Origin of the sequence: Arsenophonus sp. PmNCSU2021_1, from assembly GCF_036919435.1 — a bacterium.
Lineage (GTDB): Bacteria > Pseudomonadota > Gammaproteobacteria > Enterobacterales > Enterobacteriaceae > Arsenophonus > Arsenophonus nilaparvatae.
The window spans coordinates 452,324-476,084 of sequence record NZ_JAZHPL010000004.1; the positions used below are offsets into that span (position 1 = coordinate 452,324).

34 protein-coding genes and 1 pseudogene are annotated in these 23,761 nt (G+C 60.9%); 4 read left to right on the forward strand and 31 right to left on the reverse strand.

Annotated features, from left to right (window positions below; translation table 11 throughout):
• Positions 1-47: 47 nt before the first annotated feature.
• Genes V3224_RS06920 through V3224_RS06940 form a run of 5 tightly spaced genes read right to left on the reverse strand, consistent with a single transcriptional unit; the run spans position 48 to position 3,827 of the window.
• The gene (locus V3224_RS06920) at positions 48-1,262 is read right to left on the reverse strand and encodes a tail fiber protein (protein WP_334469509.1); all 1,215 of its coding nucleotides are present in this window, start codon (positions 1,260-1,262) and stop codon (positions 48-50) included.
• Positions 1,262-1,813 (reverse strand): YmfQ family protein, encoded by a 552-nt coding sequence (locus V3224_RS06925; RefSeq protein ID WP_334469511.1) that lies wholly within the window; start codon positions 1,811-1,813, stop codon positions 1,262-1,264. Before V3224_RS06925 ends, V3224_RS06920 begins: the two co-directional genes overlap by 1 nt.
• Positions 1,804-2,883, reverse strand: coding sequence for a baseplate J/gp47 family protein (locus tag V3224_RS06930; RefSeq protein ID WP_334469513.1), 1,080 nt, complete (start codon positions 2,881-2,883; stop codon positions 1,804-1,806). The genes V3224_RS06925 and V3224_RS06930 overlap by 10 nt, the downstream gene beginning before the upstream one ends.
• Positions 2,884-3,321: a phage GP46 family protein gene (locus tag V3224_RS06935; RefSeq protein WP_334469514.1), complete on the reverse strand. Its 438-nt coding sequence runs from the start codon at positions 3,319-3,321 to the stop codon at positions 2,884-2,886. It lies immediately after the preceding gene.
• Complete coding sequence (locus V3224_RS06940) at positions 3,318-3,827, reverse strand: phage baseplate assembly protein V (RefSeq protein WP_334470336.1); 510 nt, start codon at positions 3,825-3,827, stop codon at positions 3,318-3,320. Before V3224_RS06940 ends, V3224_RS06935 begins: the two co-directional genes overlap by 4 nt.
• Between V3224_RS06940 and V3224_RS06945 the strand changes: the two genes are divergently transcribed.
• Positions 3,747-3,944, forward strand: coding sequence for a hypothetical protein (locus V3224_RS06945; protein ID WP_334470380.1), 198 nt, complete (start codon positions 3,747-3,749; stop codon positions 3,942-3,944). The two genes, V3224_RS06940 and V3224_RS06945, sit on opposite strands and share 81 nt — an antisense overlap.
• Here V3224_RS06945 and V3224_RS06950 read toward each other — a convergent pair.
• From V3224_RS06950 to V3224_RS07005, 12 genes are read right to left on the reverse strand one after another with little or no spacing between them, the layout of a single operon-like run.
• Positions 3,916-5,031, reverse strand: a complete 1,116-nt coding sequence (locus V3224_RS06950; RefSeq protein ID WP_334469516.1) for a phage baseplate assembly protein — start codon at positions 5,029-5,031, stop codon at positions 3,916-3,918. The two genes, V3224_RS06945 and V3224_RS06950, sit on opposite strands and share 29 nt — an antisense overlap.
• The gene (locus V3224_RS06955; protein ID WP_334469518.1) at positions 5,024-6,373 is read right to left on the reverse strand and encodes a DNA circularization protein; all 1,350 of its coding nucleotides are present in this window, start codon (positions 6,371-6,373) and stop codon (positions 5,024-5,026) included. The genes V3224_RS06950 and V3224_RS06955 overlap by 8 nt, the downstream gene beginning before the upstream one ends.
• Positions 6,374-6,382: 9 nt before the next feature.
• Positions 6,383-8,539, reverse strand: a complete 2,157-nt coding sequence (locus tag V3224_RS06960) for a tape measure protein (protein WP_334469520.1) — start codon at positions 8,537-8,539, stop codon at positions 6,383-6,385.
• Positions 8,540-8,542: 3 nt separating this feature from the next.
• Positions 8,543-8,686, reverse strand: coding sequence for a hypothetical protein (locus V3224_RS06965; protein WP_334467923.1), 144 nt, complete (start codon positions 8,684-8,686; stop codon positions 8,543-8,545).
• On the reverse strand, positions 8,664-9,125 hold the full coding sequence (locus tag V3224_RS06970) for a hypothetical protein (protein WP_334467921.1): 462 nt from the start codon (positions 9,123-9,125) through the stop codon (positions 8,664-8,666). Before V3224_RS06970 ends, V3224_RS06965 begins: the two co-directional genes overlap by 23 nt.
• Before the next feature lie 9 nt (positions 9,126-9,134).
• The gene (locus tag V3224_RS06975; RefSeq protein WP_334467919.1) at positions 9,135-9,500 is read right to left on the reverse strand and encodes a phage tail tube protein; all 366 of its coding nucleotides are present in this window, start codon (positions 9,498-9,500) and stop codon (positions 9,135-9,137) included.
• A gap of 9 nt (positions 9,501-9,509) precedes the next feature.
• The gene (locus tag V3224_RS06980) at positions 9,510-11,015 is read right to left on the reverse strand and encodes a phage tail sheath subtilisin-like domain-containing protein (RefSeq protein WP_334467917.1); all 1,506 of its coding nucleotides are present in this window, start codon (positions 11,013-11,015) and stop codon (positions 9,510-9,512) included.
• The gene (locus V3224_RS06985) at positions 11,012-11,377 is read right to left on the reverse strand and encodes a DUF2635 domain-containing protein (RefSeq protein ID WP_334469522.1); all 366 of its coding nucleotides are present in this window, start codon (positions 11,375-11,377) and stop codon (positions 11,012-11,014) included. Before V3224_RS06985 ends, V3224_RS06980 begins: the two co-directional genes overlap by 4 nt.
• A complete protein-coding gene (locus V3224_RS06990; RefSeq protein WP_334467915.1) occupies positions 11,277-11,819 on the reverse strand; it encodes a phage protein Gp37 in 543 nt (180 codons plus the stop codon). The genes V3224_RS06985 and V3224_RS06990 overlap by 101 nt, the downstream gene beginning before the upstream one ends.
• Positions 11,819-12,235 carry a gp436 family protein gene (locus V3224_RS06995; protein WP_334467914.1) on the reverse strand — a complete coding sequence of 139 codons (417 nt, stop codon included), beginning with the start codon at positions 12,233-12,235 and terminating at the stop codon, positions 11,819-11,821. The genes V3224_RS06990 and V3224_RS06995 overlap by 1 nt, the downstream gene beginning before the upstream one ends.
• Positions 12,236-12,282: 47 nt before the next feature.
• A complete protein-coding gene (locus tag V3224_RS07000; protein ID WP_334467912.1) occupies positions 12,283-13,230 on the reverse strand; it encodes a Mu-like prophage major head subunit gpT family protein in 948 nt (315 codons plus the stop codon).
• A complete protein-coding gene (locus V3224_RS07005) occupies positions 13,230-14,378 on the reverse strand; it encodes a phage protease (protein WP_334469524.1) in 1,149 nt (382 codons plus the stop codon). Before V3224_RS07005 ends, V3224_RS07000 begins: the two co-directional genes overlap by 1 nt.
• Between V3224_RS07005 and V3224_RS07010 the strand changes: the two genes are divergently transcribed.
• Positions 14,377-14,511, forward strand: coding sequence for a hypothetical protein (locus V3224_RS07010; protein WP_334467910.1), 135 nt, complete (start codon positions 14,377-14,379; stop codon positions 14,509-14,511). The genes V3224_RS07005 and V3224_RS07010 overlap by 2 nt on opposite strands.
• Before the next feature lie 104 nt (positions 14,512-14,615).
• Here V3224_RS07010 and V3224_RS07015 read toward each other — a convergent pair whose 3' ends face one another.
• Positions 14,616-15,092, reverse strand: a complete 477-nt coding sequence (locus V3224_RS07015) for a phage virion morphogenesis protein (protein WP_334467908.1) — start codon at positions 15,090-15,092, stop codon at positions 14,616-14,618.
• 41 nt (positions 15,093-15,133) lie between these two features.
• Between V3224_RS07015 and V3224_RS07020 the strand changes: the two are divergent.
• Positions 15,134-15,218 (forward strand): annotated as a pseudogene (locus V3224_RS07020).
• On the opposite strand, the gene V3224_RS07025 reads toward V3224_RS07020, so the two are convergent.
• Both V3224_RS07025 and V3224_RS07030 read right to left on the reverse strand, forming a co-directional pair.
• Complete coding sequence (locus V3224_RS07025) at positions 15,218-16,549, reverse strand: phage minor head protein (protein WP_334467906.1); 1,332 nt, start codon at positions 16,547-16,549, stop codon at positions 15,218-15,220. The pseudogene V3224_RS07020 and the gene V3224_RS07025 overlap by 1 nt on opposite strands.
• Positions 16,533-17,906 (reverse strand): DUF935 domain-containing protein, encoded by a 1,374-nt coding sequence (locus tag V3224_RS07030; RefSeq protein WP_442889632.1) that lies wholly within the window; start codon positions 17,904-17,906, stop codon positions 16,533-16,535. The genes V3224_RS07025 and V3224_RS07030 overlap by 17 nt, the downstream gene beginning before the upstream one ends.
• On the opposite strand from V3224_RS07030, the gene V3224_RS29810 reads away from it, so the two are divergent.
• Entirely contained in the window at positions 17,905-18,054 is a 150-nt protein-coding gene (locus V3224_RS29810; protein WP_442889630.1) for a hypothetical protein, read from the forward strand. The genes V3224_RS07030 and V3224_RS29810 overlap by 2 nt on opposite strands.
• A 19-nt stretch (positions 18,055-18,073) precedes the next feature.
• On the opposite strand, the gene V3224_RS07035 is transcribed toward V3224_RS29810, so the two are convergent.
• From V3224_RS07035 to V3224_RS07075, 11 genes are all read right to left on the reverse strand, one after another.
• Positions 18,074-19,741, reverse strand: coding sequence for a hypothetical protein (locus V3224_RS07035; RefSeq protein WP_334467902.1), 1,668 nt, complete (start codon positions 19,739-19,741; stop codon positions 18,074-18,076).
• Positions 19,742-19,780: 39 nt separating this feature from the next.
• Positions 19,781-20,365 (reverse strand): DUF3486 family protein, encoded by a 585-nt coding sequence (locus tag V3224_RS07040; RefSeq protein ID WP_334467901.1) that lies wholly within the window; start codon positions 20,363-20,365, stop codon positions 19,781-19,783.
• A 10-nt stretch (positions 20,366-20,375) separates the two neighbouring features.
• The gene (locus tag V3224_RS07045) at positions 20,376-20,666 is read right to left on the reverse strand and encodes a VpaChn25_0724 family phage protein (RefSeq protein WP_010618208.1); all 291 of its coding nucleotides are present in this window, start codon (positions 20,664-20,666) and stop codon (positions 20,376-20,378) included.
• A complete protein-coding gene (locus V3224_RS07050; RefSeq protein ID WP_334467899.1) occupies positions 20,663-20,971 on the reverse strand; it encodes a DUF2730 family protein in 309 nt (102 codons plus the stop codon). Before V3224_RS07050 ends, V3224_RS07045 begins: the two co-directional genes overlap by 4 nt.
• On the reverse strand, positions 20,961-21,131 hold the full coding sequence (locus tag V3224_RS29815) for a TraR/DksA family transcriptional regulator (protein WP_442889627.1): 171 nt from the start codon (positions 21,129-21,131) through the stop codon (positions 20,961-20,963). Before V3224_RS29815 ends, V3224_RS07050 begins: the two co-directional genes overlap by 11 nt.
• A 3-nt stretch (positions 21,132-21,134) precedes the next feature.
• Positions 21,135-21,395 (reverse strand): Rz1-like lysis system protein LysC, encoded by a 261-nt coding sequence (gene lysC / locus V3224_RS29820; RefSeq protein WP_442889989.1) that lies wholly within the window; start codon positions 21,393-21,395, stop codon positions 21,135-21,137.
• Entirely contained in the window at positions 21,304-21,672 is a 369-nt protein-coding gene (locus tag V3224_RS07055; RefSeq protein ID WP_334467898.1) for a hypothetical protein, read from the reverse strand. The genes lysC and V3224_RS07055 overlap by 92 nt, the downstream gene beginning before the upstream one ends.
• Complete coding sequence (locus V3224_RS07060) at positions 21,669-22,175, reverse strand: lysozyme (protein WP_334467897.1); 507 nt, start codon at positions 22,173-22,175, stop codon at positions 21,669-21,671. The genes V3224_RS07055 and V3224_RS07060 overlap by 4 nt, the downstream gene beginning before the upstream one ends.
• A gap of 125 nt (positions 22,176-22,300) precedes the next feature.
• The gene (locus V3224_RS07065; protein ID WP_334467895.1) at positions 22,301-22,729 is read right to left on the reverse strand and encodes a Mor transcription activator family protein; all 429 of its coding nucleotides are present in this window, start codon (positions 22,727-22,729) and stop codon (positions 22,301-22,303) included.
• 112 nt (positions 22,730-22,841) lie between these two features.
• Positions 22,842-23,360, reverse strand: coding sequence for a gp16 family protein (locus V3224_RS07070; protein WP_334467893.1), 519 nt, complete (start codon positions 23,358-23,360; stop codon positions 22,842-22,844).
• A complete protein-coding gene (locus V3224_RS07075) occupies positions 23,357-23,662 on the reverse strand; it encodes a hypothetical protein (RefSeq protein ID WP_334469526.1) in 306 nt (101 codons plus the stop codon). The genes V3224_RS07070 and V3224_RS07075 overlap by 4 nt, the downstream gene beginning before the upstream one ends.
• Between the last annotated feature and the right edge of the window lie 99 nt (positions 23,663-23,761).

The following is a 23,761-nucleotide window of genomic DNA, read 5'->3' on the forward strand; positions in this document are numbered from 1 at the left end:
AAAACGCTGGATATTGCGTGACCGGAAGCTCCGAAAAGATAAAAACTTTATGCTGCCCTGACAATGTAGTTAAACGCGACATTTCGCGGCCTTGTTTCTGACGCGGTTCTCAAACCAGATTGAAAACTGGCTGAGCAATCAACAGCGAATACGCCGCTGGTTCCAGAACCAATACTGCTGCCGCCTGTTCGACTACCCATTTTGAAAATCCCACTGGTTGGTGATTGACCGACAAACTGAATGCCGGTTATGTTTCCAGTGAAATTTTGAAGGGAATCACCTTGTACGCTTAATATTTTGCGTCCGTTATCCACTTTTCGTCCTGCATCCCAGCCCCGAATAAATTCGCCGCGTAAATCAGGGAGCTTTCCCGACGGGTAAGCCAGCGCTAAAAGTGGATATTGTTTTTTATCAAAGCTCTCACCATTGCATATACGCCAATCTGTCGGAGGCGTTTCAGTAGGCCAAAGAAGAGGAACGCCGACAGGGATTTCTACACGTAATATTTCTGGAGTAACAGCATGAACATCGGTTGCGGTTAGATGCACATCCTGAGTCAGCGTTTTGCCGTTAATTTTACGCTGATTGGGTGTGGCATTTTTAGCCAGATTTATGGTTTTCAACAAACCAAGGTTTTTTATAAATTGATTTTTGTCCAGGATGTCCGCCCCATTCTCATTTTTTGCCAGTTTTTGACTCAACAGTTGCATGACGTTTTCAGCAAATTTGGGGTTATTGCTGATGGCCTGGGCCAGCTTGTTCAGCGTATCTAAATCGGACGGCGCTTTATCAACAACCGCATTCACCCGGTCATTGACCGCCTTGGGTGTCGCGGCGGTAGTGTCGTCCGCGCTGCGAGGGGAACTGTTTAACTGCACAATCCCTTTGCGGTGCACCGTGGCTTCCTGAATACCGTCCTGGGTCGCCAGTTTGCCCAGCCCCAGATGCGTGCGGGCCTTTTCCTGCGCCGTCTTACCCGCTGCCGCAATCTCCGTCAATGCCTGGGTTTTCAGTAACGCCTCCTGACCGATAATCGCCCGGATAGCCAGCGTCAGCTGATTTAACTTGCCCTTATCCGGGCGGATGCCCGCGGCGTCCAGCAAGGCCAGTTGTTCAGCTTGCTGGATATTGAACCAGTCTTCCCCCGGCCAGCTGATGCCCTTGTGGCCGTCGCCCTCGGTAAACCATAACGGCGTGGTGCTCTGGGTTTCTTTCAGCGGCGGCATGGTGGCAATGCCGCTGTTGTTATCTAAAAAATACATTAGCCTTTCTCCTTTTTGTCAGCATACACATAGCGAAAGTCCTGATGCGCCGGCTTATAGCGGTTTAACAGGCATTCCAGTATTCCTGCATAATAAATACGCAGCGGCGTGGTGATCGGGTCAAGCACATGCATCGGGCGATAGTCCACGTCGGTCTCAATCGTCACCATCGTGACCCACTGATTATCCGGTAAGGTGCTCATGTTCACCGTAAAGCCGTAAGACCGCGCCAGGTCAATGTAAAACTGCCGGTTGAGGCTCGGTTTCATGCGCAGTTTGTTGGCCGCATAGCGCTGGCGCTCATCGATACCGGCATCGTCGCCGATATCACAGTCCGGTAGCCCTAAAAAACGCTCCCAGTCAGCCAGCAACAGTGTGGCGGTCAGCGGAAAACGCTCGGCCAACAATTGCTCGGCGCGTTCGGTGACGCGTGCTGTGCTGCGGGCCAGGCCGTCGGCCAGCGACGCCAGCAGCGTATCCGGCGCTTTGTTCCAGGCCAGGCCATTAGGCAGCAGTTGCAGCAGTGCGCGCTGGTGTGCTTTTAAAGCCATGTGATATCCCCCATCACCAGTAGCTCGGTTTTTCCGCTACTGACCGGCGTCAGCGGGTTTTTCAGGGCGTAATCATCCAGCCCGCTTATCCCGGACAGCACACGCCAGAATGCCGAAGGCAACAGGGTTTCGCCTGGTTTGGCCGCGGTGTAAAACAGTTGCCTGAGCGCCTCGCGGATACGGGCCTGGTTATCCGGGGTATTGGGGGCGATACGCAGCGTGATATCGACCTTTTTTGCCCCTGGCGCAAACACCGTCACCGTCGGCCCCTCCGGTTGGCCGACCCACTCGCCGGTGGCCGGGTCCCGGTGGCGCGCGAGATAGTCGGTCACCCGCGCAATATCGGTCGGGCCGGGGAAGATATCCGGGTGATGGTCCATCACGAAGGTCACGCCCACCGTGCCCGCCCCGTTCCAGGTGGGCAGACACCAGCTACGCGTGACGCCCGGCACCTCGCGCGCCCAGCGTTCGTAATCCCAGCGCGTGCCGCCGCCCGGCGGAAACTGCACCCGATACAGCAGGCGCGACAGCAATTCCTCCACGCGCTCGCGGTCAGCGCCGCCCCGAATACCCGGTGCTTCCGTCAGCGCCTGCTGGGCCACCCCGGCAACCGGGGTCACAAAACCGAGGGACTGTCCCGCACCGCAGTCACCCGCCAGCCCCGGCTGGTCGGCCTCAACGTTGACCGTTACGCTGCCGGCCTTGCCCTCGGCGGCGTCTGTCAGGCGGTAAAGCGCGCCGTCAGCCCGTTGCAAACGTGTGCCGACCGGCACACTGGCGGCATCATACAGCGACAGCCTGACCGGGCCGCTGGCCCGTGCGGCCTGTTTGCGCACCACGCCCCAGAACGCACAGTGTTTGAGCAGTTCGCTTTCGTCGGCGTCGCTCGGAATGATTTGCCGGGCTATCCAGCCCAGGTGCTCATGCTCCAGCGCCGACAGCCCGGCCTGCGCCATCGCCATGGCACCCAGCAGACTGTCCTGGGCCGGTAGCGCGCCCGGCAGGCGTTGCGCCACATCCTGCTGCGTCTGGCTGATAAGCTCGCCGAGCGTGGGTATCTGATACGGCATTTACATCCCCTCCAAACGGGCTTTAAAGGTAAACGGGCGCGCACTGCCGTCCTTGAGCGTCAGGCGCACGGTCAGTCGCAGCCAGCCCGGCAGCGGCGCACTCGCCTGGCAATGCAACTGGCTTATCATCCCGGCGTCCAGCAGGCCACGCAGCGCCTCATGGGCGTAGGCTTCCGCCCGCGCCAATACCGCAGGCAGCGCCTTTTCCCGTGACAGCAGCCACAGCCGCGCGCCAACCGGGCGGTCGCGGTAACTGTCCGCCCACCATCCGCGCCGGTCATGGCCGCCATCCGGCAAACAGTCGGAGACCTCGGCACGCCGGTCGGTAAACAGGCACAGCAGCACCGTGGTCGTCAGGCTGTCGTCGGCGAGTAAATCCGCGCCCTCTTGTACCAGCATCCCCTCGCCATTCATCCAGCGTAGCGCCGCGTCGCTCATTGCGGCCCCCCGGTCAGACTGCCCCGGCCATTTTCCTGATGGCGGTGAGCACTCTGTTTGACACCGCCGATAACGGCTTCCGGTGCGGTTAAGGTGCCTTTAGATTCAGCACTGCCCTCAATCGTGATGTTCTGTTTCACGCTCACGCTCTTTGCTATTTCCACATCACCGGTAAAGCGCGCTGTCGGAGTGTTAAACACCGCCTCCTGCTCGGCGACCACTTCCAGTGTTTTACAGGTGATGATGCAGCGCCCGTCCCGGGTCAGACGCAGACGATGCCCCTCATAGTGATACAGGCCGCTATCCCCGGCGGGCAGTCCGGTGGGTCGATAACGGCGGTCTTCTACCACTAGCACGGTCGCCTGGTCACGACTGCCGCCCAGGCAGGCAAACACCACCTCAGCCCCCGGCAACGGCACGCTGATATGCCCGTATTGCTGCGGGCGCTCGACCTCATCGAAGGTTTCGCCGTCCAGCGCCGTCAACTGGACGTTTTGCGCTTTCAGGCTGTCATTGACCCCGGTCAGAACGCCACGCCCAAACAACAGCCGGATCCCGCGTATCACCGGGGCAAGCAGCCGTTGCAGTGCGATATTACTCATCGAGTTTATTCCCCTGGTTAAGCCAGGCCCGCACCAGACCGTCGACGCCGCCGTCAGTACCGCCCGCCTGACGCTCGGCCTCCGCCGGCACAATAAACGCCTCGCGCGGGGCCAGTGTTAACGTTGTGCGTTCCCCCTGGTCCGCATCGAGATCAAACTGCACCTGGCTAATCAACAGGTCACGGCTGACCATCGACAGACGCGGCGCAATGACGCGGGTCAGCCGATTGGTCTGCCACAGTTCACCGCTTTCGCGCCGCCAGCCCTTGACCACGGTGGTAAAGCGTTCTGACTGGGCCAATGCCCGTCGACTTTCCCGCAGGGCGCGCGCCCGTGCGGTGGCGGGGGTCAGTGTGCTGTCAGCCAGAATCACTTTGGGGCGGTAACGCCCCATCGCGGGGTCGTCGCTTTCTCCCTTGGGGGCAGCGCGCAGTGCGTTGGTGTTGGCGTCGCCGGCGTGCCCACCGCCGCCGCCGTGGCCTTTAACCCGATACTGACTGTGGCGGTCGCGCCAGTCCTCGGTGTACTCGGCGGACAACAGATTTTCACCCAGACGCAGGGTGTCAGTGGCGGTGTTCGCCGCCTGGGTAAACACCAGATCGCCATCGGCATCACTGGTCACCAAAACCCCCCGGTAACGCGCCGCCCGGCTCAGCACATCCGCTACGCTTTCAGACAGTTCAAGGGTAAAGGAGGTAAAGGGTTTGGCGGCCTCGGGGTCAGACACCGCCCAGCGCACCGCAATGCCAAAAGGGCTGCACAGGTCTTGCGCAATCTGTTGCAGGGTGCGCTGACGCCATTGCCCGCCCGGATAGACCGCCGAACAGTCCACCAGATCGCCGGTTTTATCCCGGCCCTTTATCGTCACCTGTGCCGCGTCGGCCGCCATCTTGTGCGATACGCTGTCCAGGTAGCCGGTGATGACCGGTTGCCCGTCAAGGGTCAGCGCGAGCGTTCCGCCGGCGCGCAGGCTGTCGGGCAACGCCTGGCCGGGCATCATGATCCCGAGGGTAAAATCCCCGGCCAGACGCGACAGCCCGCGGGTAATACTGACCGAGAGCCAGTGGGTGAAAATCCGGTTGTCGATGCGCAACGCCACCTCAGCCACCGAGCACCTCCACGCGCTCGCCCCCCGGCACAAACAGCGGATGACGCAGCCGGTTGCGACGAATAAAGCGCGCCGTGTCACGCGCATCGCCGGTGATGCGGTACAGGGTCACCAGCGCCGGCTCGGTGATTGTCACTGCGGCCTGGATCAGGCCGGGTAACGCCACGCCGCGATGGGATAAATCCGCCACAAAGGCGCGGCTTAACGCCCGCACCTGCAAGGCCAGGCTCTGATAGCCCAGCGCCGAGCTGGTCAGGGCACACGCATCCAGTCGGCGCGCGACCTGCTGGCTGACGCGCACCACATCCGGCGTACTTTCCAGCCAGACGCTGGCGCTGTCACTGAGCGGCAGCGGGGCGGGCGAGACCGTGTGTGGCAACACCTGCGCCGGTGCGTTTTGGCCGACCGCGGCCAGACTGGCGGTAAGCAGGGACGACAACATCTGTACCTGCACCACCGCCACCGCCAGGCGCAGCGTATTGTGCAGCAGTTGCAGCGTGGCGCGGGTGGCAGGTTGCAGCCCCTGCCTATCGCGCAGGCGATCCTGACGGACCAAAGCGCTGTCCAGCCGGTCGGCCAGCTGGACTATCTGGTGTTGGAGAGCGCCGGGCTGCGGGGAGACCGGCGCGCGTGCCCGGTTTTTTATCTGCTCAGGTTGGGGGTAAGCCGGCAGGCGCTGTATGCCCTGAAAAATGCCCTTGAAGGCCAGCGCCAGGCGGTCGGGGGTGCTGATAAGCCCCTGGATATTGCCGCGCAGGGCGGTAAACGAGGCACTAAAGCTCTGCATATCGGCCAGCAGCCCCAGACCCGTGAGGGCGCTTTCCAGCGTGTTGGCCTGCTCGCTAACGGTATCCATCAACGCCTGCGCGTCATGCAGCGAGGCCTGCCAGCCATCAGCCAGCGTTGAAAAGAGTGCGGCCAGTGTGCTGTCGCCCTGGCGATTGACCACCCCAGCCGTATCTTGCGCCACCGCAGGGGCGGTCTCATCGGCCACCGGCACCACCGTGACGGTAAACTCCACCAGACGCTGGTTATCGACGCTGTAGCGGCTTTCAAAATGTTCAACCAGCACCGACAGCGTACCCCAGTCAGGGTGCAACACCTCGCCCGGTCCCGGCGCATTCAGCGCCTGCGTCAGCCGTACCCGCTGCGCCTGCACATCATCGCCGGTCAGTGACAGGGTGAAGGTGTGCTCAGGCAGTTTTTTTCCTAAATCGTCTGCCCCGCCGTGTTCGCGCAGCGGGTAATCACGCCGCACCACCCGGCGACCGCCGCGACTGCGCTGCTCTTTGTAAACCCAGAAAGGCACGCCGCGAAAGCGGCCCTGACCGGTACTTTTCATCTGCGCACCTCAATAAATACGGTAGTTGTCGCCGTTATACACATCGAGCTGTAAGCCAAAGGCGTTGCTGTCGGTGACGGCGCTGTTTTGCAGCACCAGGCCCGGGGCCAGGGCGATACGCATGTCGGCCTGGGCTTTCACTGCCTGCGGTATTGCCTGTTGCTCGTCCTGCTTGTCCCACCGGGCGTAGATATCGCCCAGCCAGCCGCCGAGTTTTTCGCCGAGTACGCTACCCAGCATCGAGCCGGCCACCGCGCCAATCGGGCCGCCGATAGCGCCGACGAGTCCGCCCGCCGTCGCCCCGGTTGCCGACCCCAGTGCGCCGCCTTTATCTTCGGCTGTCGCGTCTTTATCGAGCAGCGTAGGGGCAACCGACAAAGCCGTGAGTAACGGGCCGCCGAGCCGACTGCCAAACCGCAGGGCACCGCGACCGAGTGCGCCGGCCTTATTACTCAGCCAGCCGGTCGCGCCCGACAGTGTCTGCATTGCGCCGCCGAACAGGCCGCTGGCCCGCTCGCCCACCTGACTCAACCAGCCGCCGGCGCGGCGGCCAATGGAGGCCATAAACCGGCCTGCACGAGCCACACCCGGCACGCTGCCAAGCAGGGTGCCTGCACGATTGACCAGGCCGCCAAAGAAGCCTGAGACGGCGGAGGCCGCCCGCCCCAGACGGGAGCGCGGCACCGGGGCCGCTGGACGGCCCGGACGCAGGCGCGAGCCTTTACGGCGGGTGCGTCCGCTGCCATCGACATAAGTCTCACTGCCTCCCCCGACGCCGCCCGCCGGCCAGTTGGTGACAAACACGCTCACCGGCGCACCCAGTCCGCCGCCCATCGCAAACGGTGCCGGGCCAGGCAAACCCGCCGGGGCATTTTTGCCGCGCCCACGCCACCATCGATAAGCCCGCCACGGGTAACGCACCGGCGCACTGGCCAGCCCCCAGGCGGGACGGGCTATCGCCATGCCGACACGGGCCAGTTTCGAGGCGACGTAAATCGCCAGCATGGCTTTGGCGGTGTTAGCGGCATATTTGCCGATAGTGTCGAGGGTGTCGCCGTAACCGGCCTGGCGTAGCGCCATCAATTCAGCATTGACCCGGCTCAGGCCATTTTTAAACAGCGTGACGCCCCGTCGGGCACTGTCGAATACCCCGTTAAAACGGCTGGCCAGCCGGTTGGCCCATTGGTCCTGCAAACCGCTTTCCTGCGCCTCGCCGGCAACATCCAGAAAGTCTTTTAACTCGGTTTTAAGCCGTTTAAACGGCCCTTGATTCATTACCTTGACGGCGAACTGCTGCCAGACATCACCCAGCTGGGAAGTGAGTCCCGTCCACGAGTTCATCGCGTCTTTCTGCGCCCCTTTGGCCTCTGCCCGCATCGCCTGAAACAGCAAGCGAATAGACTCAGGCCCCAGCAAGCCTTTTTCCCCGCGAGCCTGCATTTCAGGACGTGTTTTTCCCAGCGCCCGGCCAAGGATGCTGTAAACATCAACGCCATAGCCGGTTAACAGGTTCGCATCCTGCGCTTGAATGCTTTTGCGGGAAAACATCTGCTTAAGCTGAAGGGAGGCACCTTGCGCTTCCGGCAGCGTCCAGCCGTGCCGCGCGCCCTGGTCTTCCAGCATGGCGACAAAAAGCCTCGCCTGCTCTCGGTTCATGCCAAATTCACGGCTGGTCGTGTACTCCTGAATGACGCCCTGCAAGCCCCAGGTGGTGTCTTTGGCGTTTTTCGTCGCCCACTGAATATCGTCGTCGGTCTGTCCCTTGTTCTTGTTATTCTGCGCGTTCAGGCGAATGGTGTAGTTTTCCATTGCCGCCGCCGGGTCGATAAAGGCTTTTTTCAGGCCAACCAGTGCCGCGCCCCCGGCCAGCAGCCCGTAAAGGCGTGCTACGCCGCCATAGGCCGCCTTGGCGCGCGTCTCCAGATGGTCAAAACCGGATGACACCGACGCCAGCCCCAGGCGCAGACCGCTAAAGGTGCGCTGGCCCTGATGGCCCAGCCGGTCAAGCTGACTTCCCAGGCTATTCGCCCGCAGACCGAGACCGTGCAGGGATGCGCCGCCTTGCCGCCCCATGCCGACCAGACTTTGACCGAACAGCCGCGCCTGCCGGGGCAGGGTGCCCAGCAGGTCAACAATGACGGCGGCTTTGACTTTTTTTTCTGCCATCGGTTACTCACGCTGTAATAAATGGGTGGCTTGCTGGCAGTGCCGGTAGAGCCGGATTAACGGCAGGGAAAGCGCCCAGTCCATGCCCGATTTGGTAACGGTTGCGAGCATCAGCGCCGCTTCCTCAATTTTTTCCCGACACTGCATCCAGTCGCCCCGCATCAGCCGCCAGCTGGCCGGCCAGCGCGCTGCCGCCCAGACGCTGGGCGATGATAAGGCGTTCAATATCCCGCGCCGACAGGCTTTTCAGTTGCAGCAGCGACAATGGGCCGTTGAGGTTGCCCAGCCGGGCGACCTGGCGGCGCAGCAGCTCAAACTCCACCATCGCTGGCGAACGCACTAACTCTGAGCCGTTAGCCGTCTGCACCACCCGCTCGGCGGCCAATTCGGCATCAATAATGTCCTTGCCGGTTAATGGCCGCAGGGTGACGTCCGTATGGCGCTGTTCATCATCACCGCTGCCGGTGACCAGACCGTCAACCAGGGTCAGTTGCCCGCGCGCCAGTTCGTCGGCGACACTGGCGATATCCGGCGACACCCCTTCAACCTCGTGGGCCGCCGCCAGGGTTTCCATGCTGTGGGTCATGCTTGCTCCTTACGCCACACGCTGGCTGCGAATGGCGGTAAATTTGGCGGAAATTTCGCCCGCGTCCGTCAGGGATTCTTCCCCGTTGCTCCAGGCGTTGGTCATCATGTGCGTTTCGCCGGAATCGGCGGCAAACTCCAGCGTGACATCGTGCCAGCCGTTGATGACGTCCACACTCAGATCACCCCGCGCCGGGAATTTGCATTCCAGCGTGGCGGCGCGAGGTGTCGATTTGTAGCCATAAACGCGTGCGCCGGTCACTTCCTCGCGTTTTTCCCCGGACGGGGTAAAGGTGGCCCCCGTCAGGGTCGGGTATTCCTGCCCGTTAACCCGGACAATGGCCTTGCCCTGGTATTGCAGTTTGCCAAATGCCATCGTACCCCCTTACAAAATGAACTGAATTTGTTCTGCGAAAATGCGGAACTGGTTGACCACATCCGGCCTGCACAGTACGTCTACCCGGTTGCGGTCGTTTTTGTTGCGCTCGACAATCAGGCTGTCGCGGAAGCGCTCGAAGTTCTCAATCAGCCCCGCCTCCAGCCACTCTATCGCCAGCGCCAGTAACTGGGTGCGGATAATGGCCGGCGTCACCATCGCCTGCCCCGGTGCCACCGGCGTACCGTCATCGGCCAGCTTATGGCGCGGAAAGCGCTGGGTGATGCGTACCCCGGTGGAATAGCGCAGATAAGACAGCGTCGCCACGGTATTCACATCGAGGTAAGACGGATCCGGATCGCCATAGGCGTTGGTACGATAGGTGGTTATCTGCCGCTCAATCTGCACCCCATCGTCGGCCCCCACGGTCACGGTAGCGATGCCGTCATACAGCAGCTGGTTACGCTCATTGGGGCGCAGCCGGTCAGACAATGCCGGCGCCAGCCGTCGCGGCAGGCGCAGGCTTTGCAGCGGGCGCGCCGGATCAAGACTTAAATGTTTTGCGCCAATGGCGCACAGGGTGGCCGCCCACAGATAGCCCGGCTCGGGGGCGCGCTGAATGCCGCTACAGGTCAGCAGAAAATCATTGCGCGTCTTACCGAACTGGGTGATTTCCCCCAGACTGCCGGTATGGGCCGCCCAGGCGATGCCGTCAGACATTTTGGTCGGTCCCCAGCGATCGCGCAGCGCTTCACTCAATAATTTCAGATTAGCCGCATCGAGCCAGGGCATGACAATATGGTGATACTGGGTATCCCCCAGCGCGGCAATACTGTTGGCCAAATCAGGGTTCGTCGCCCGTGCAGCGGGCGCGGCAAGTGTCACTGCCAGTCCGGGCGGCGTTATCTCGCCATCGTAATAATTCAGGCGGATATCCTGCGCCGAATAGTCGGAAATAAACCGTGCCGTCAGGGTCACCACCGTTTGATCGGCAGTGACATTTTCACCCCCCGGGGCGGCAGACACCGCGGTCACCGGCAGCGACGGCAGGGTATTAATCGCTGTCGCCAACGCATCACCGACCGTCTTACCCTGCTGGCCTTTCTCCACCGTCACGCGCACCCGCACACCGCCGAGATAGACATTCAGTACCCCGGCCTGTTGTGCTGTGCCCGATAAGGTCAGGCTGCCGGCATCGGCCTTGCCCGCCCCGTTACCCTGCGCCATCACGGTTAACACCGCATCCGGGTTATCGGTTAAAAATTCCCTCACCATCGCCGCCAGCATCGATCCCTGGCCCCAGAGTGTCGCGGCATGATCGGCGCGGGTGATGCGGACCGGCGTGTCTACTGCGCCGCTGCCGTCGACCTTGCCGTCCTTGATGGCGGCCTGACCCAACATCAGCACCTGGGTCAGCGTGGTCGGGGTACCGGTGACGGCCTGCGAATTATCAATCTCAATATGCGTCAGCGGTAGGCGAACCCCGGCGCTGATTTCATTAAAGCTTATGGTCATGAAGGCGACTCCTGTTTACTCAAGGCGGCAGGGGCTGACGTTTGCCGGGTGGCCGCCGGTTTGGATGGGGGCGGGATTTCCAGCACATCCTTGAAACGCAGCAGGCGTGTTAGCCAGAAAGCATTGCGCGGCACCCAGGCCCCCGTATCCGGTAACATCCGCAGGGAATTCGGTTCACGCACCGCACGCTCCGGGGCCGGCACCACAAAAATCATCGGTAAGTCATGCGGGTTAGGGAAGCGCATCAAAGCGTTATCGGTGTCATTCATGGTCGTTGTTCTCTCCGCGCAGGGTGATAGGGGCGGCGAACGGCGGGCTGCCGTCCGTCTGGGTAAAGGTTTGATAATGGCGCAGGTACGCATCCACACCGTCATCCTGAAGCAAAGGCGGCACCGGCTCCTCGCAGGTGAAATAAGTGCCATACAGCACCACGCCATGTTGCCCCTGTTGCTCGGTGTACAGGTTGCGCCCTTCTTCAAAACGCATCGGTCCGGCATGACCGGGACGAAAACCCGACAAGCCCGCTATCAGCCGCGCCACTATCTGGTAGAGGCCGGGGCGGTCTCCCTCGGCACCATTGATAACCTCGGCCACCACGTAAAAAACAAAACGGCTGTCAATCACCCCTTTCACTTGACCCGCCTGCGCTCCCAGCCACACCAGATATACCGAGGGCGGTGTAAGTAGCACATCACGCAGCCCCGCCTCGCTCCAGTCGCCGGGATGGGTGGCGATATCACGCAACGTGTTGCCAAATACCTCATGTAGTCGCGCCAGCAAGGCGTTTTCGGTGGAGACAATCATCAGATAAACCCCTTCTGCCTGCGCCCGAACACCGACGCCTCGGCCTGCATCTGCGGCAGGTCGGCACTGTCGGGAGCCTGGTTATCGTTATCCACCCCGAGCGGCAGTTCACCCTTTTTCACCGCCTCCAGCCAGCGCAGCGCATCCTGGTAACGCTGGCGGGTTTGCTCAGTGGCCCGCTCGTCATTCAGGTAGTAAAACGCCAGGGTGCAGGCATGCTGTTTCAGCACCGACGGCACCACCGAGAGCGGCAGCGCGTAACGGGCCGCGATAAAGCTGTCCATCAGGGCGCTGGCATCGCTGAGCGCCTGGTCCACTTTCTGCCGGGCTGCCGCCTCATCGCCGCGCCCGTCGACCAGTTTTTCTATCAACGGGGCGCTATAGCGGGCGCGTAAATCCTGCTCACTGGCATACATCCCCTGACTCTCCGTTAATGACCGTTAAAACCCGGTTTAAAGGGCGTTTAGAGCGCATCCGCCACCAACAGTGTCAGCTTGCCTTTCATTTCGTTAGAGACCGTGGTGCTGCCCTCGGCCAGTAATTCCCGCTCCAGTAACTGGGTGGCGGTTTTTTCCAGCTCCACCGGCACCACCAGATGGGTCGGGCGAATACCCAGCTTGCGACCGCCATCGGCACTAAAGCCGCGCATGGCGCTCCAGCCTTTCCAGAGGTTATCCAGCGTCAGTGACGCCTGCATGCGGTAAGCCATCTGCCAGAAGCCGTAGCCCACATTGCGCCGGGCGGAGGCACCAAAGACAAATTCGTTATCGGTAAACGCGCGCCCCTCATCGACCTTGGTCAGGGCGAGTAACTCCGGCGGGCGGCGGTTCTGGAAAATCAGCGGTTTAAGCGCCCGTGAGCAGTCCAGCAGATACCATACCGCCCCCTCGTAGTCTTTTTCTGTTGCCCCGGTGCCGGTTTTTTCAATCAACTGGTTGGCGACCTTTTTGGCGGTGCCGGTGCCGTCGACCTTGGGATAGACCGGATGCTCGCTATCAAAAAAAGGTTTACCGTCGTAGCAGTCGGTTTTATTGCCGTCGCGCAAGGCGGTAAACACCAGTTCGTCCGGTTGTGCGGCGGCAGCGCGCCCCATTTCCTGAAACAGCGGGGTATACACGCCCAGATTGTCATCCTCGAAATCATCGCGGGTAATGGCCACCGTACCTTCATAGGTCTTGTTGTTGATGGTGTAACCATAGACTTTCATCTGCTGGATACTGCGTGCACCGACCCACTCACGGAACGCGGGAAACTGCCCCAGCCAGCCGTAGGTATTGGATTTTGACGTCGAGGGCACGCTGGTCGCCACCTGCTGATAGTGAGACGGGGCCATCGCCAGCCCGTTCTGAAACTCTTTGCGAAAGCCGGTCATCAGGGCAGTGATTTGCGACGGGGTAATGGGGGTTGGCATTATAGTGCGTCCTCGGTCTTGATTTTCTGGAACGCCGCCGGGGTCATCCCCAGCACGCGCGCGGCCTGTAACTCTTCCGCCGACAGGGCGACGGTGGCGGTTTTTTCACGGTGTTGGGGCGGCAGCATCAGGGTTTCGGTCTGCACCCGGGTCAGGGCGGCTATCGGCTGGCGCGTCGCCAGTTGCGCCGACAACGCCGCCACGCCAATCTGGTCGCCGAGTGTTTCCAGGTAGGCGCGCTCGGATTTCAATATCCGCCCGTCCTGCTCGGCCTGGTCCAGCGTCTGCGCCAGGGTGGTTTTTCCCAGGTCGGCGGACAGTGACACCACCTGCTCACGCACCGCGTTATAGGTCTCGACCGGGACATAGCGGCGTAAATCCACGGCCGCCGTCGGTGCCTGGGTTTTCAGGGCGTTCAGGTCAGCGGACAGGGCCGCCATAGTGGTTTCCAGCGCGGTAGCCTTGTCCGCCTGGCTTTTTAGCGTGGTCACGGCAGACAGGGCGGCGGTGGCGACCTCATCGGTCAGCTCGCCGCCCTCCGGCACCGTCAGGCCCAGCGCGGCCAGCAGCGCTGTTAACGATGGATTCATTGCAGGCTCCTTAGGGGAGGAAGGGGGAACAGTTAACGCCTGGTAGATATCTTCGGCGCTCAGAGCGGCCACCGGGCGCAGGCCCGTCAGACCCGGATCGCCGGTAATGGCTAACATTCTTAGCTCCAGGGGTTCGCCGCTGCGCGCGTCATAGCCCATCACCGGCGAAAAATAGGGAAATTCATTGTTTTTTAGGCGCTCAAGCGCCGGCGGGTTCCACTCCGGCTTGACCCAGACCCCGGTGTTGTCGTCCCAGCGAAAACGTGCCGGGGTAGCCGGAACAAAGCCGGCTGCCGGGGCCGCTTCCTGTTTAAACAGCGTCTGGTGGTTATAATCGATTTTGACAGGCTGATTGAGTGCCACCACCCGCGCCACCATGCGGTTAAACGCGGCTTCGTTAATCAGCCAGCCTTCGGCGGGCGTCTCGGGGCGACCGTCACGCGCCCGGACATGGCCGGCGGGCATCACCTGACACCAGCCGTCATGATCAAAGGGCGAGAGCGTCGCGGCGTTGAGCACCGCATAGGCTATCTTGGGAACAGGGGGTTTTGTCGTCATGCCGGCAGTGTGGCAGCCTGAGTGCGGACGGTGGGATTACGCTACATTAACAATCAAAGAGGGGGCCAGTTTTACGTTGGCAGGGGGGCAGATTTCAATGGGCACTGACAACGGCGGGCGATCGCCTGAATAACCCCGTTCAAAACCCCTTCAAAAACGCCGTAGCGCGTTCAAAAGATTTTTTTGATGCAAGGTATACCTTCTCCGTCATCATCGCGTGGTGGGGCGCACTGGCGTTTATGGGTGCAGGGCGTTGGACAGGCGTTGCGCCAGGGCGTCAAGGATATCCCGCTCGCCGGTCGGATCCAGTCCCATAAACGGACGGGCCGGGATGGCTGCCGGCCCCGGACGCATCCCCGGTTTGCCGCCCCACTGATGGATGGCCGCCTGCGGCGCATTGGCCCCGATACGCGCCCAGCTATCCCCCCAGTCGATGCTCACCGAGCGCGCCATATCGCCCTCACGGGTTAACACCTTGATCGGGCTATAGCCGTGCCGCTCACGCCAGCGGCGATACGGATCGCTCAAGGGTGCCCAAGCTGCCCCGGTATCCGGCGCGCGTTCGCGTTCAAACGCCTGCTCAGTGGCCGAAAGGAGGCTGGCGGCAACGATACGGGTGATCGCCTTGCCGTCTTCGCCAACGCGTTGCAGTTCAGCAAACAGGGTTTGCAGGCGCTGGCGATCAATCACTGCGGTTAATTCAGTCTGTGACATCTTGCCCTCCGTATGGGGGTCGGTTAAAATACAGCCAATAGACCGGTGTACGCTTAATGGTAAAGTCGATGTCAGTCCCAGCAATGGGGCATAACATGTATGCAGGTTCGATCCCTGCCACCGGTTTAGTCTAACGTTCCTGCCAGCAGTTCTAGCTTGCCACCGGCCAAATCAGATTTCACTTTATTGAGGTTGAGAATGCGATAAGCATTGATCACCACATCCAGGGTATCCGGGTGTTTCTTAACGCCATAAGACGCATTAACCACAATACGTGCCAGCCCCGCTTTTCCTGGCACAAGAAAAAGCAGGTTTTGGTGAGCCTTATCCCAGAGTACAGCTTGAGGCTTTGCCAACAAGCCAGGAAGTGCGGCCACATCCTCGGGCAACAATGCCACCCCGGTTTTAGGGTGCTTGTCACTGTCGGCATGCAACAGGTTTTTTTCGCTCATTGCCAGCAGACGGGCCGGTGCTTGCCCCGTGCGTGCCTGTACCGCACGGGCAATGGCTTCCGGCAAAAAGCCCAGCGTGTGAATGCCGTTGCCGGCACGCCGGCTTTGCATAATGCGCGTGGCCCACAGCGAAAAACTCAACTGACGCACCGGGCTGTTGTTCAGATCCTGCACCACGGCTTCACGCAGCGCCGCGTCTTTGACCTCAAGGAGTTTGCGGATCATGGTCTGGTCAACACCGAACGCCGCCGCGCCGGGGTGATAGGACCAACCCACATCCGGCGTCATTTTTACCTTGCCATCATCAAAGGTGGTCACGGGGCTGGTGACGATTTCCCCACTACGCTTATCGACACCCGCCGCTGCCTCATGCGTGTGTAGCTGACCGGCCTCTTCCGTAACGTGCAGGCCCAACGCATCGAGTCGGCGTTTTGACAAGGCGCGTACCCGGCAGCGGCAGTTAAACCCGTTGGGCGGGTAATGACTTTGCCAGAAGGGGTGATCGTAACGAAAGACCTTGCCATGCAGGGCGGCATGCGAGGGCCGGGTGCGGCTATCCCCGACGGCGACATACTGCCAGTAGGGATACAGGTCTGCGGTGGCCATCATCTGTGCATAGCGCCCGGCATTATAGGCGACGCGGGTATTGACGTTATATATCGTCGCCAGACGGCGGGCGCTGCCCAGTTGTACGACTTCGGCCTTGCCCTGGCTGTCGACCACGACCTGCTTCCCCCACCATCCGAGCGTTTGCAGCCGGGGCGTCAGCGTGTCGATAAAATCCTGCCGGGATATTCCCTGTGATTTTGCTCTATCCACCTCGTCACGGATCGCACTCAGGACGTCCAGCCGCGCCGCCTTGGCGACGGTAAATATCCGGGCATGAACGTCCGCCTGTTGCTCAAACCAGTTCCAGGTGATGTGATACCCCTTGGCGCGGAAGTAGGCGATGGCCTCTTTTGGCGGCAGGCGGGCGACGACGCCCAAATCAATCGGTTGTGGCATCGAGACGCCCCCAGACTTCCAGTGCAAAGGTGGCGCGGGTCAGCAGTTCAATCAGCGCGCGGTCGTCCATCTCGGGGTAAAGAATCGCCGCCTGCTCCAGCGCCGCCTCTGGCCCCTGCTCACGGATAGCGGCTATCACCGGTGCCAGTAGCGGGTCGGCACTGGCGTTCAATCCCGGGGCGTCAAGTGCTGTCTGCACCGCGTCCAGCGCGTCGCTTATCGGCGCTGCCGGTGTGAGGGTCGCGGATAGCGCCGTTTGCGCCACTGCCGGTGGTGACGAGACGGTAAACACCGCCTCATTGCCATCCGGCACTGGAATGCGCAGCTTATCGTAGATCCAGGAAACCGGTATCGCCATGCCGGTCGCCAGTTTGGGAATAGCCTCGGCAAAGCTGGCCATATCCTCACATTCCAGCGTATCAAACACCAGGCGGGGGAGTCGCCGCGGGTCAAGCGGGACCGGGCTGTTCAGTGCCAGCAGCGGATAAATGAGATCACGGTTAAAGGTCCGTGACAGCTGGCGTAAATCGGCGTTGCGGATCTCCTTGCGCACCGCATTGTGCACCTCGCCCAGCGAGCGCGCGCCTTTATCGCCCGCCTCTGAGGTCAGTGTCCCGCCGAGGATCGCTTTAGATATCGCGCGCTCTCCCCAGGCAATCATCGCCATAAACGGGTCAGACTGACCGTTAGCGGCGGCCTCAAACTCCAGGCTCATGCCGGCGGGAATAATCCCCCCGGCCCGGCGGCCAATATCCATCACCGCCCGCATCAGGGCGCTTTTCTGCTCGGCACTCGCGCCGCTGGGGTATTTCCCCACCCGCAACGGTAGTCCGTAAATCTCCAGAAACTCGGCGAAATCCCGCACGCTGTAATTCTTGAAGATAAACGGCCAAATCAGCGTGCGCACCAGCCCCTGGGTGCCGGGGTAGCCGGTTTTGGCCTTGGCCTCATGGCAAATCCAGCCAAACGGCTGTAACACCTGTCCGGCATAGCTGCCATCGCGCAGCCGCAGCTCGCGGTAGTCGTCGGGATTGACGCAGAACAACGCCGGATCGCGCCAGTGGACAGCGCGCGGGAAAAATTCGCCGCCGCGCCGGGGACCCCAGATAATTTCCTGCATCGCATAGCCTTTGAGAAGGGCGTCGGTGGCGTCAAACAGCGCATTGTCAAACCAGGGCGCATCGGTGAGCCGCGCTTCCAGCGCCACTGCCTGGGCTTTCTCCTGGGCGTTGGGGTTATCCGGCGGCTGAATACGCCATTCCACACTGTGCAGCGCCAGGCGGCGCTTGCTGAGTTCAGAAAACAGATGGGTATCTTTTTCTTCCAGATCGGCGGCCAAATCCACCAGAGCGGTCATGTCACCGTGCTCTGCCGCCCGCAAACAGCGTGCGGCACGGTTAGGGGTGATACCGGACGCCGGATGTTCTGGCGCACGGCTGGCCACCTGGGGAATATCGGTCTTTGCCGTCTGGCTGTCCGGTGAAAACACCCGCGGCTGTCCCTGAATATCTACAAGCCTTTTCATTACCAGCATCCTCGCTCATCAGCGTTATCATCGTCATCGCCGACCTCATCGGCATACTCCATCGCCCGGATACGGGCTGGCAATGCCTGACAGGCCGCCTCATCCAGCACAAAACCGTCCAGCGCGGCGGCGCGGTTGGCCATACAGAGCGCCACCGCATAGTCGCCGTGACGGCGCGCGCCCTGAACGCCTGACGGCGTATCCTTGCTGCGGCCCTTGTCAATTTGCGGTATCCCGTTCACTACCTTGATATGCAGCAAATCATCCAGCGTGGACTGATGGCGGGCCAGGGTCAGGTTTTGCGCTTCCAGCTCACCTTTCAGTTTGGGCATCCATTCGGCATACCATTTTGCCGAGAGCGTGACGCAATCCACCATGTCCGGGCCGAAATGCAGCCGGGCGGCTTCGGCCAGATAGCCGCCGTTGCCGGTGGCGTCAAAGGCGGCCCCCACCAGACGCGGCAGCCGGGTCAGGATGGTGAGCATTATCTGCTTTTGCTGGTCATAGGTGACGTTGCGCAGCTCGACGCGCAGCGCCTCGCGCTTGCTTAAATCCGGGGCGATGGCCAGTACCACAAACACCGACAGATCGCCCTTGCGAGCAAAGTCCTCGCCGAAACAGTAACGACAGTCCGGCGCAAGGGTCGTCAGCACCGCCTCGAGGTGCGCCTGACACCAGGCCTCCACTTCAGCTTCACGCTGCGCGGCGCTCCACAGTTCAAATACCGCCGGGGCCTCAAAGCGCAGCAGGGGGACACGGCCTGTCGGGGCCATCGCCGCCTCAATCAGCGGGCGGGCAAGATAGGCACCGCCCGACTTGCGCGGCACACAGCCGTATTCCTCCTCGGCACATTCGCGATTGGGGGCATTTTTATACAGGTTATCGCGCCACGATTTTTCGGCGTCAGGCGACCACATCTGCCCGGTGACCGTGCAGATACGGCGATACAGTCCCTCGCCAATCGCCTCATCGAGCGTGATGCGGTGCAGGCTGTAATCCTTGCGCCCTTCGCGGGCGTCCTGAATGTAGGCATTAAACGGGTTATCGACCCCGTTATGGGTGGAAATCAACCGCACCCGCGCGCCCCACATGTTGAGCGCCAGCGCCGCCTTGAGCAGCTCTTCAAGGGATTCATGGAACGCCGCCTCGTCAATCACCACGTCGCCCTGCAAGCCACGGAGGTTGGACGGGCGAGCGCTTAACGCCTGAATTTTAAAGCCGCTGTGCGGAAAGCGGATCATGTACTGGAGAATTTCCTCGTGTTTCTCGCTGTCCCAGAAAGTGGACTCGTAAACATCGGCCTGGGCCAGCTGGTTAAAGGCGCGGGCAAACAGCGCGCAGGCGGCAATATATTCCAGCGCCATCTCCTTCTTGCTGCCGACGTAAAACACGTTGCGTCCGCCATCGCGCCGCGACTTGCTGGCGGTGATGACGTTGCGCCCGGCCTCGGCCCAGGTCAGGCCGGTACGGCGGGATTTTTCGGCAATGCACACCGGGCTGTCGTCGAGGAACCAGCGTTGTTGATAAGGCAAAAACACCGGTTCATTTTCGGGTAACGCCAGTGATTCGGGCACATCGACGCCGCAGGCGCGGGTGGCCTCGCGCAGGTCAATTTTGCGCGGGTCGGTCAATCGGTGCATCGGGGCCGGTTGTTCAGCGGTTCGCATTGTCTGTTTCCATTAAAAATCAAACCGTTAAAAAATGCATTAGGCCTTACCCAGCAAAATGTCGCGGATTTTGCTTTCCATCTGGTGACTCATGCCCTCTTGTCCACGGAGCGCTTCACTGACGGCATTCGCCGCTTCCTCAGCATAAGCCTGGCGGATTTGTGCCTCGCGCTTGTGGCTCATCTCTGCCGTGCGCTCCAGGCGCTGGGCGGCCAGCATGGCTTCTTTGAGAAAATCAATATCAATCTCGTCGTTATCCTGGCTGGCAATCTGGTGCTTGCGGATGCCCTTGAACAGCAGGGAGCGCGCCATCTCCATAATCAGCCGCGAGGTTTCGCCGGTGGGTTTTTCGCCCAGTTCAGCGGTCAGGGCGCGGGTCTGCTCACGCAGCTCGCGTAAATCCCGCGCCACGCGCTCGTTTTGCGTTGCCAGCCGGTTCACCCCTGAGCGGGACAGTTGTTGCTCGACCGGGAGGCCTGCGGCATCAATCAGGCGGTTAATCTCGTCCACAATCTGTAACTGGGTAATGCGTTTTTCTCGCAGCAGGGCAAACAGGCGTTGACGAATATCCGCCGGTAATAAATCCACCTTACTGGCGCGCCCGCGCGTGAGGTTTTCTTCCATCGCGACCTCCCTAGCGCCGACGTGGCTTCTTCACGCCCGGCACGGTTGCGCGACCCTCGGCGACCTCCTGCCCGCGCCCGCTCAGATGGGCCACTAGATAACCCCCGGGCAAGGTATCAAGCCGCAACAGGTCCTGCTCCGCCAGCCAGGCCAGTAACACGCGCACCCGGTCGCGCGACACCTTATGACCGTAGGCGTCGAGGCAGTCCTGCAACACCGATTCATTTAATTCGCCGTGATACTCATTCAGTGAACGCACTATCACCAGGCGTTGGTCTTGCGTCAAAATATCGTCAATCATCCGTCACTCCGGTAAAGGGCTTTTTCCACCAGTAACTCTAGCTGATGCGTCACCGCCTGCAAGCTGGCGCGGGTTTCTTTCAAATCGCCGCGCAGCTCGGTGATTTCCACTTTCAGGGCATGCACTGTCTGTGCCGACGGCGCATTACCCAGCTGGGTTTCTACCGTCAGCAGACGGGCGTTAAGGCGCTCGACCTGCTCGCGTCCGGCAAAGGAGCGGCGCATCAGCCACATAAACAGCGCCCCTGCGGTGCTGGCAGCAGAGAGCGCCGGGGCAATAGAGTCTTTAAGCACGTTAACCCACACGCCGCCGCTCCCGTCGTGCCTGGCAGGCCACACAGCAGCGCGCCTGGGGCATCACGGCCAGCCTTGCCGGGTCTATCGGAACCCGGCACGCGGCGCAATAACGCGCGGGCGGGGTTCGGGTCCGTCCGTTGTCCGGTATTGAGGGGGTTATCGTTTCCATCGTTTACTCATCATGGGGTTGCTCTTGTCGGTAATGCTCGGCCTGGCGCAACGCGGCCTTGTCGGCATTACACTGTTTAATCACGGCCAGCAGTTGCAGGGAATAGTCCACGCTGGCCCCAAAGGTCAACGGCTCCGGTGGTAGCGGAGCCGGACAGGCCGCCAGTAAGCCTTCAGGGAGCGGTACGGGCGGCAACGTCACCACTTTCACGGGCGGCGCGGCGCACCCGGTCAGCCACAGGGCCAGGCACAGGCTCACGGGCACAATTGACCCACGATAACCGCTGGCGCACCTGTTGGCGGTCCTTTTCGCTTTCTCCGCGCAGGTGTTGTTTTTCATGCGTGACGGTCTGCTCCAAGGTATGAAATACCTGCTGTATTTGGCGTTGCTCTGCCAGTGCCTGCCAGGCTTCGTCCCGCTCCTGGCGCAAGTCGTGCAGCGCGGTTTCCCGCAGGCGTTCACGTTGCCAGAGCCAGCCGGCAGTAGCGAGTAATAACGCCAGCAGGCACAGCGTCAGCCCCGTTTTAAGTAACGTGTTCACAGCGTCGCCTCGGGGTCAGGCAGTCCATGCCGACACAGCCATTCATCGGCGGCGCGGCGATTGACCAGACCGTTCAGCGTGACGCCCTTCACCTTAACCCAGCGACGAAACTCATCGCAGGCCGCCGGGATATCGCCGGCATTCAGGCGCTTTAGCAGGGTCGAGCGCGCAAAGGCCCCCGACCCGACATTGTGAATAAACGCCGCGAGCGCCACGCGCTGCCCGTCTGACAGCGGTACGGTGACCTGCTGGTCAATCACAGCGAAAGCCTGGCGCATATCCGCCGCCAGCAGGGCCTCACATTGCGCCGGCGTTTGGGTCGTCTCGGGGGTGATATCGCTACCGGTATGGCCGTAGCACACCGTCAGCACCCCGCCGCTGTCGGCATAGGGCTGGAGGGCGTGACCTTCCCAGAACGCGGTATAGCAGGCGGCAATAGTCAACAGACCGGCACCGGAGACGGCGAGGAGTTTTTTACGTAACGGGTCGGGCAACGGCGGCATAGCGATACCTTGATACAGGGATTCCTGGTCACAGGGTAAGCGTTGCGTGATAAGGCGGGGGATTACGCTCCGTTAACAATCCGTCCCCTGGGGGCCAGTCGATTGTTCGGATACGTTAGCAGGGGTTAGTCGGCAAACAGGGCGGGTTGGGTACGCTTGACATAGCGCTGGCGCTGGGTGGCAATCACTTTATAAATCTGTATCTGGCCGAGCCGGTATGCCTTGCGTAGCGTTTCAATCGGTGTGCCCTGCTGCCAGCGGTGGAAAATTTCATCGTCGCGTAACGCCGTAAGCAGACTGTCGCCTTTGGGCAAATAATAGTTACGCCCACCCGCATACGCGGCCAGGGCCGCCGCCATTTTACGCGCCAGAGGGCGAGATTGGGGGGCGGTAAATCCCTGGCGTTGCAGTTCATTATCCATCACATCCACCAACGCGGCGAGTAATTGTGGCCACTGAGGCTGTAAGGTTTCCTCATCCACCGTGTCTATTCGGTCAATTAACGCATGCAGCTGGGTATCATCGGCGAGTAAATCTGCTTGTTGTATCTTCATCGTCTACCTCATCAGGTGAGTTGAGTAATAATGTTATTATACAATATATTATCCCATAACCCTAAAGCGAGACGCCCCTTCTGCCCACGGTGAAGATACCCCGTTACCGACGTTATGACGATACACGGGTCTCGGCCTCATAACGCTGACAAACGCGCGGATAACTTTCAGCCGGCGTACCCGGGGGGAGTGTCGCCAGCATGCAGCGCCGATGCCAGCGCTTAAGACTTTCAAGCACCTTGACGGCCAGGGCGTTATCCTGATTGAGCCAGGCCAGCTGTGCCACCCCCAGGCCACCGTTCTCCCTTGCGGTGGTACGCCTTATCCAGGCATTCAGTGCTGCCTCATCGCCGGACTGCACAAACCCCTGGCGGTGCATGGTCTGCCAGATGGCAAGGATTTTAGCGACCGGTGACGCGGGTTTAACGCCGCGTAAAACCGGCTTTGAACGCACGGTAAAGCCTTTTTGCTGAAAGGCATGTAACACCCTGACCAGCTCGGGTACCGTCATTTCCCGGCAACTGGTTTTATCGGCGCACACCTTCATCAGCGCCGCGCGGTAGGTCGCTTCATCCAGCTGCAACTCCCGACGGGCCACATGGATAAGTTTGATTAAGGTAGCCCGGTTCATGCCTTATCTCCCGTGTTTATCGTCGCCGGTGGTTGGGTCAATAGGCGTTGCGACAAGGCGGCCAGCTTGCGCACTTTTTCATCGTCAATCATCGCCGCCAGACCGTTTAGACGAAGCTGGGCGAGCATGATTTCCATGTCCGCCACGGCTTGACAGACTTGTCGCATATTCTGACCCTGCGAAAGAAAACGGCACAGCGCGCCGGCCAGTGCCCCGCAGCGCTCAATGGTTTTTAACATCTGTCGGTCATGCCCCCAACGCGCCAGGGCGGCGTCATAAATTAAATTTTCATTCACTACCATCAATATGTCCTCGGCTGAATTCGGCGCGCCCGATGCCCTAACGTGCGCGCCGGATGTAAAGCCATCGATTAAAAAGGCATTACAGTTTGGAGATATCGA

What these genes read in the sequence shown, in the direction of transcription:
- V3224_RS06920 (WP_334469509.1), bottom strand. Translation starts at nt 1,262, where the DNA reads ATGTATTTTTTAGATAACAACAGCGGCATTGCCACCATGCCGCCGCTG.
- V3224_RS06925 (WP_334469511.1), bottom strand. Translation starts at nt 1,813, where the DNA reads ATGGCTTTAAAAGCACACCAGCGCGCACTGCTGCAACTGCTGCCTAAT.
- V3224_RS06930 (WP_334469513.1), bottom strand. Translation starts at nt 2,883, where the DNA reads ATGCCGTATCAGATACCCACGCTCGGCGAGCTTATCAGCCAGACGCAG.
- V3224_RS06935 (WP_334469514.1), bottom strand. Translation starts at nt 3,321, where the DNA reads ATGAGCGACGCGGCGCTACGCTGGATGAATGGCGAGGGGATGCTGGTA.
- V3224_RS06945 (WP_334470380.1), top strand. Translation starts at nt 3,747, where the DNA reads ATGCCCGTATTGCTGCGGGCGCTCGACCTCATCGAAGGTTTCGCCGTC.
- V3224_RS06955 (WP_334469518.1), bottom strand. Translation starts at nt 6,373, where the DNA reads ATGAAAAGTACCGGTCAGGGCCGCTTTCGCGGCGTGCCTTTCTGGGTT.
- V3224_RS06960 (WP_334469520.1), bottom strand. Translation starts at nt 8,539, where the DNA reads ATGGCAGAAAAAAAAGTCAAAGCCGCCGTCATTGTTGACCTGCTGGGC.
- V3224_RS06965 (WP_334467923.1), bottom strand. Translation starts at nt 8,686, where the DNA reads ATGCAGTGTCGGGAAAAAATTGAGGAAGCGGCGCTGATGCTCGCAACC.
- V3224_RS06970 (WP_334467921.1), bottom strand. Translation starts at nt 9,125, where the DNA reads ATGACCCACAGCATGGAAACCCTGGCGGCGGCCCACGAGGTTGAAGGG.
- V3224_RS06975 (WP_334467919.1), bottom strand. Translation starts at nt 9,500, where the DNA reads ATGGCATTTGGCAAACTGCAATACCAGGGCAAGGCCATTGTCCGGGTT.
- V3224_RS06980 (WP_334467917.1), bottom strand. Translation starts at nt 11,015, where the DNA reads ATGACCATAAGCTTTAATGAAATCAGCGCCGGGGTTCGCCTACCGCTG.
- V3224_RS06985 (WP_334469522.1), bottom strand. Translation starts at nt 11,377, where the DNA reads ATGCGTACCTGCGCCATTATCAAACCTTTACCCAGACGGACGGCAGCC.
- V3224_RS06990 (WP_334467915.1), bottom strand. Translation starts at nt 11,819, where the DNA reads ATGATTGTCTCCACCGAAAACGCCTTGCTGGCGCGACTACATGAGGTA.
- V3224_RS06995 (WP_334467914.1), bottom strand. Translation starts at nt 12,235, where the DNA reads ATGTATGCCAGTGAGCAGGATTTACGCGCCCGCTATAGCGCCCCGTTG.
- V3224_RS07000 (WP_334467912.1), bottom strand. Translation starts at nt 13,230, where the DNA reads ATGCCAACCCCCATTACCCCGTCGCAAATCACTGCCCTGATGACCGGC.
- V3224_RS07010 (WP_334467910.1), top strand. Translation starts at nt 14,377, where the DNA reads ATGCCGGCAGTGTGGCAGCCTGAGTGCGGACGGTGGGATTACGCTACA.
- V3224_RS07005 (WP_334469524.1), bottom strand. Translation starts at nt 14,378, where the DNA reads ATGACGACAAAACCCCCTGTTCCCAAGATAGCCTATGCGGTGCTCAAC.
- V3224_RS07015 (WP_334467908.1), bottom strand. Translation starts at nt 15,092, where the DNA reads ATGTCACAGACTGAATTAACCGCAGTGATTGATCGCCAGCGCCTGCAA.
- V3224_RS07025 (WP_334467906.1), bottom strand. Translation starts at nt 16,549, where the DNA reads ATGCCACAACCGATTGATTTGGGCGTCGTCGCCCGCCTGCCGCCAAAA.
- V3224_RS29810 (WP_442889630.1), top strand. Translation starts at nt 17,905, where the DNA reads ATGTCACCGTGCTCTGCCGCCCGCAAACAGCGTGCGGCACGGTTAGGG.
- V3224_RS07030 (WP_442889632.1), bottom strand. Translation starts at nt 17,906, where the DNA reads ATGACCGCTCTGGTGGATTTGGCCGCCGATCTGGAAGAAAAAGATACC.
- V3224_RS07035 (WP_334467902.1), bottom strand. Translation starts at nt 19,741, where the DNA reads ATGCGAACCGCTGAACAACCGGCCCCGATGCACCGATTGACCGACCCG.
- V3224_RS07040 (WP_334467901.1), bottom strand. Translation starts at nt 20,365, where the DNA reads ATGGAAGAAAACCTCACGCGCGGGCGCGCCAGTAAGGTGGATTTATTA.
- V3224_RS07045 (WP_010618208.1), bottom strand. Translation starts at nt 20,666, where the DNA reads ATGATTGACGATATTTTGACGCAAGACCAACGCCTGGTGATAGTGCGT.
- V3224_RS29815 (WP_442889627.1), bottom strand. Translation starts at nt 21,131, where the DNA reads ATGGAAACGATAACCCCCTCAATACCGGACAACGGACGGACCCGAACC.
- V3224_RS07060 (WP_334467897.1), bottom strand. Translation starts at nt 22,175, where the DNA reads ATGCCGCCGTTGCCCGACCCGTTACGTAAAAAACTCCTCGCCGTCTCC.
- V3224_RS07065 (WP_334467895.1), bottom strand. Translation starts at nt 22,729, where the DNA reads ATGAAGATACAACAAGCAGATTTACTCGCCGATGATACCCAGCTGCAT.
- V3224_RS07070 (WP_334467893.1), bottom strand. Translation starts at nt 23,360, where the DNA reads ATGAACCGGGCTACCTTAATCAAACTTATCCATGTGGCCCGTCGGGAG.
- V3224_RS07075 (WP_334469526.1), bottom strand. Translation starts at nt 23,662, where the DNA reads ATGGTAGTGAATGAAAATTTAATTTATGACGCCGCCCTGGCGCGTTGG.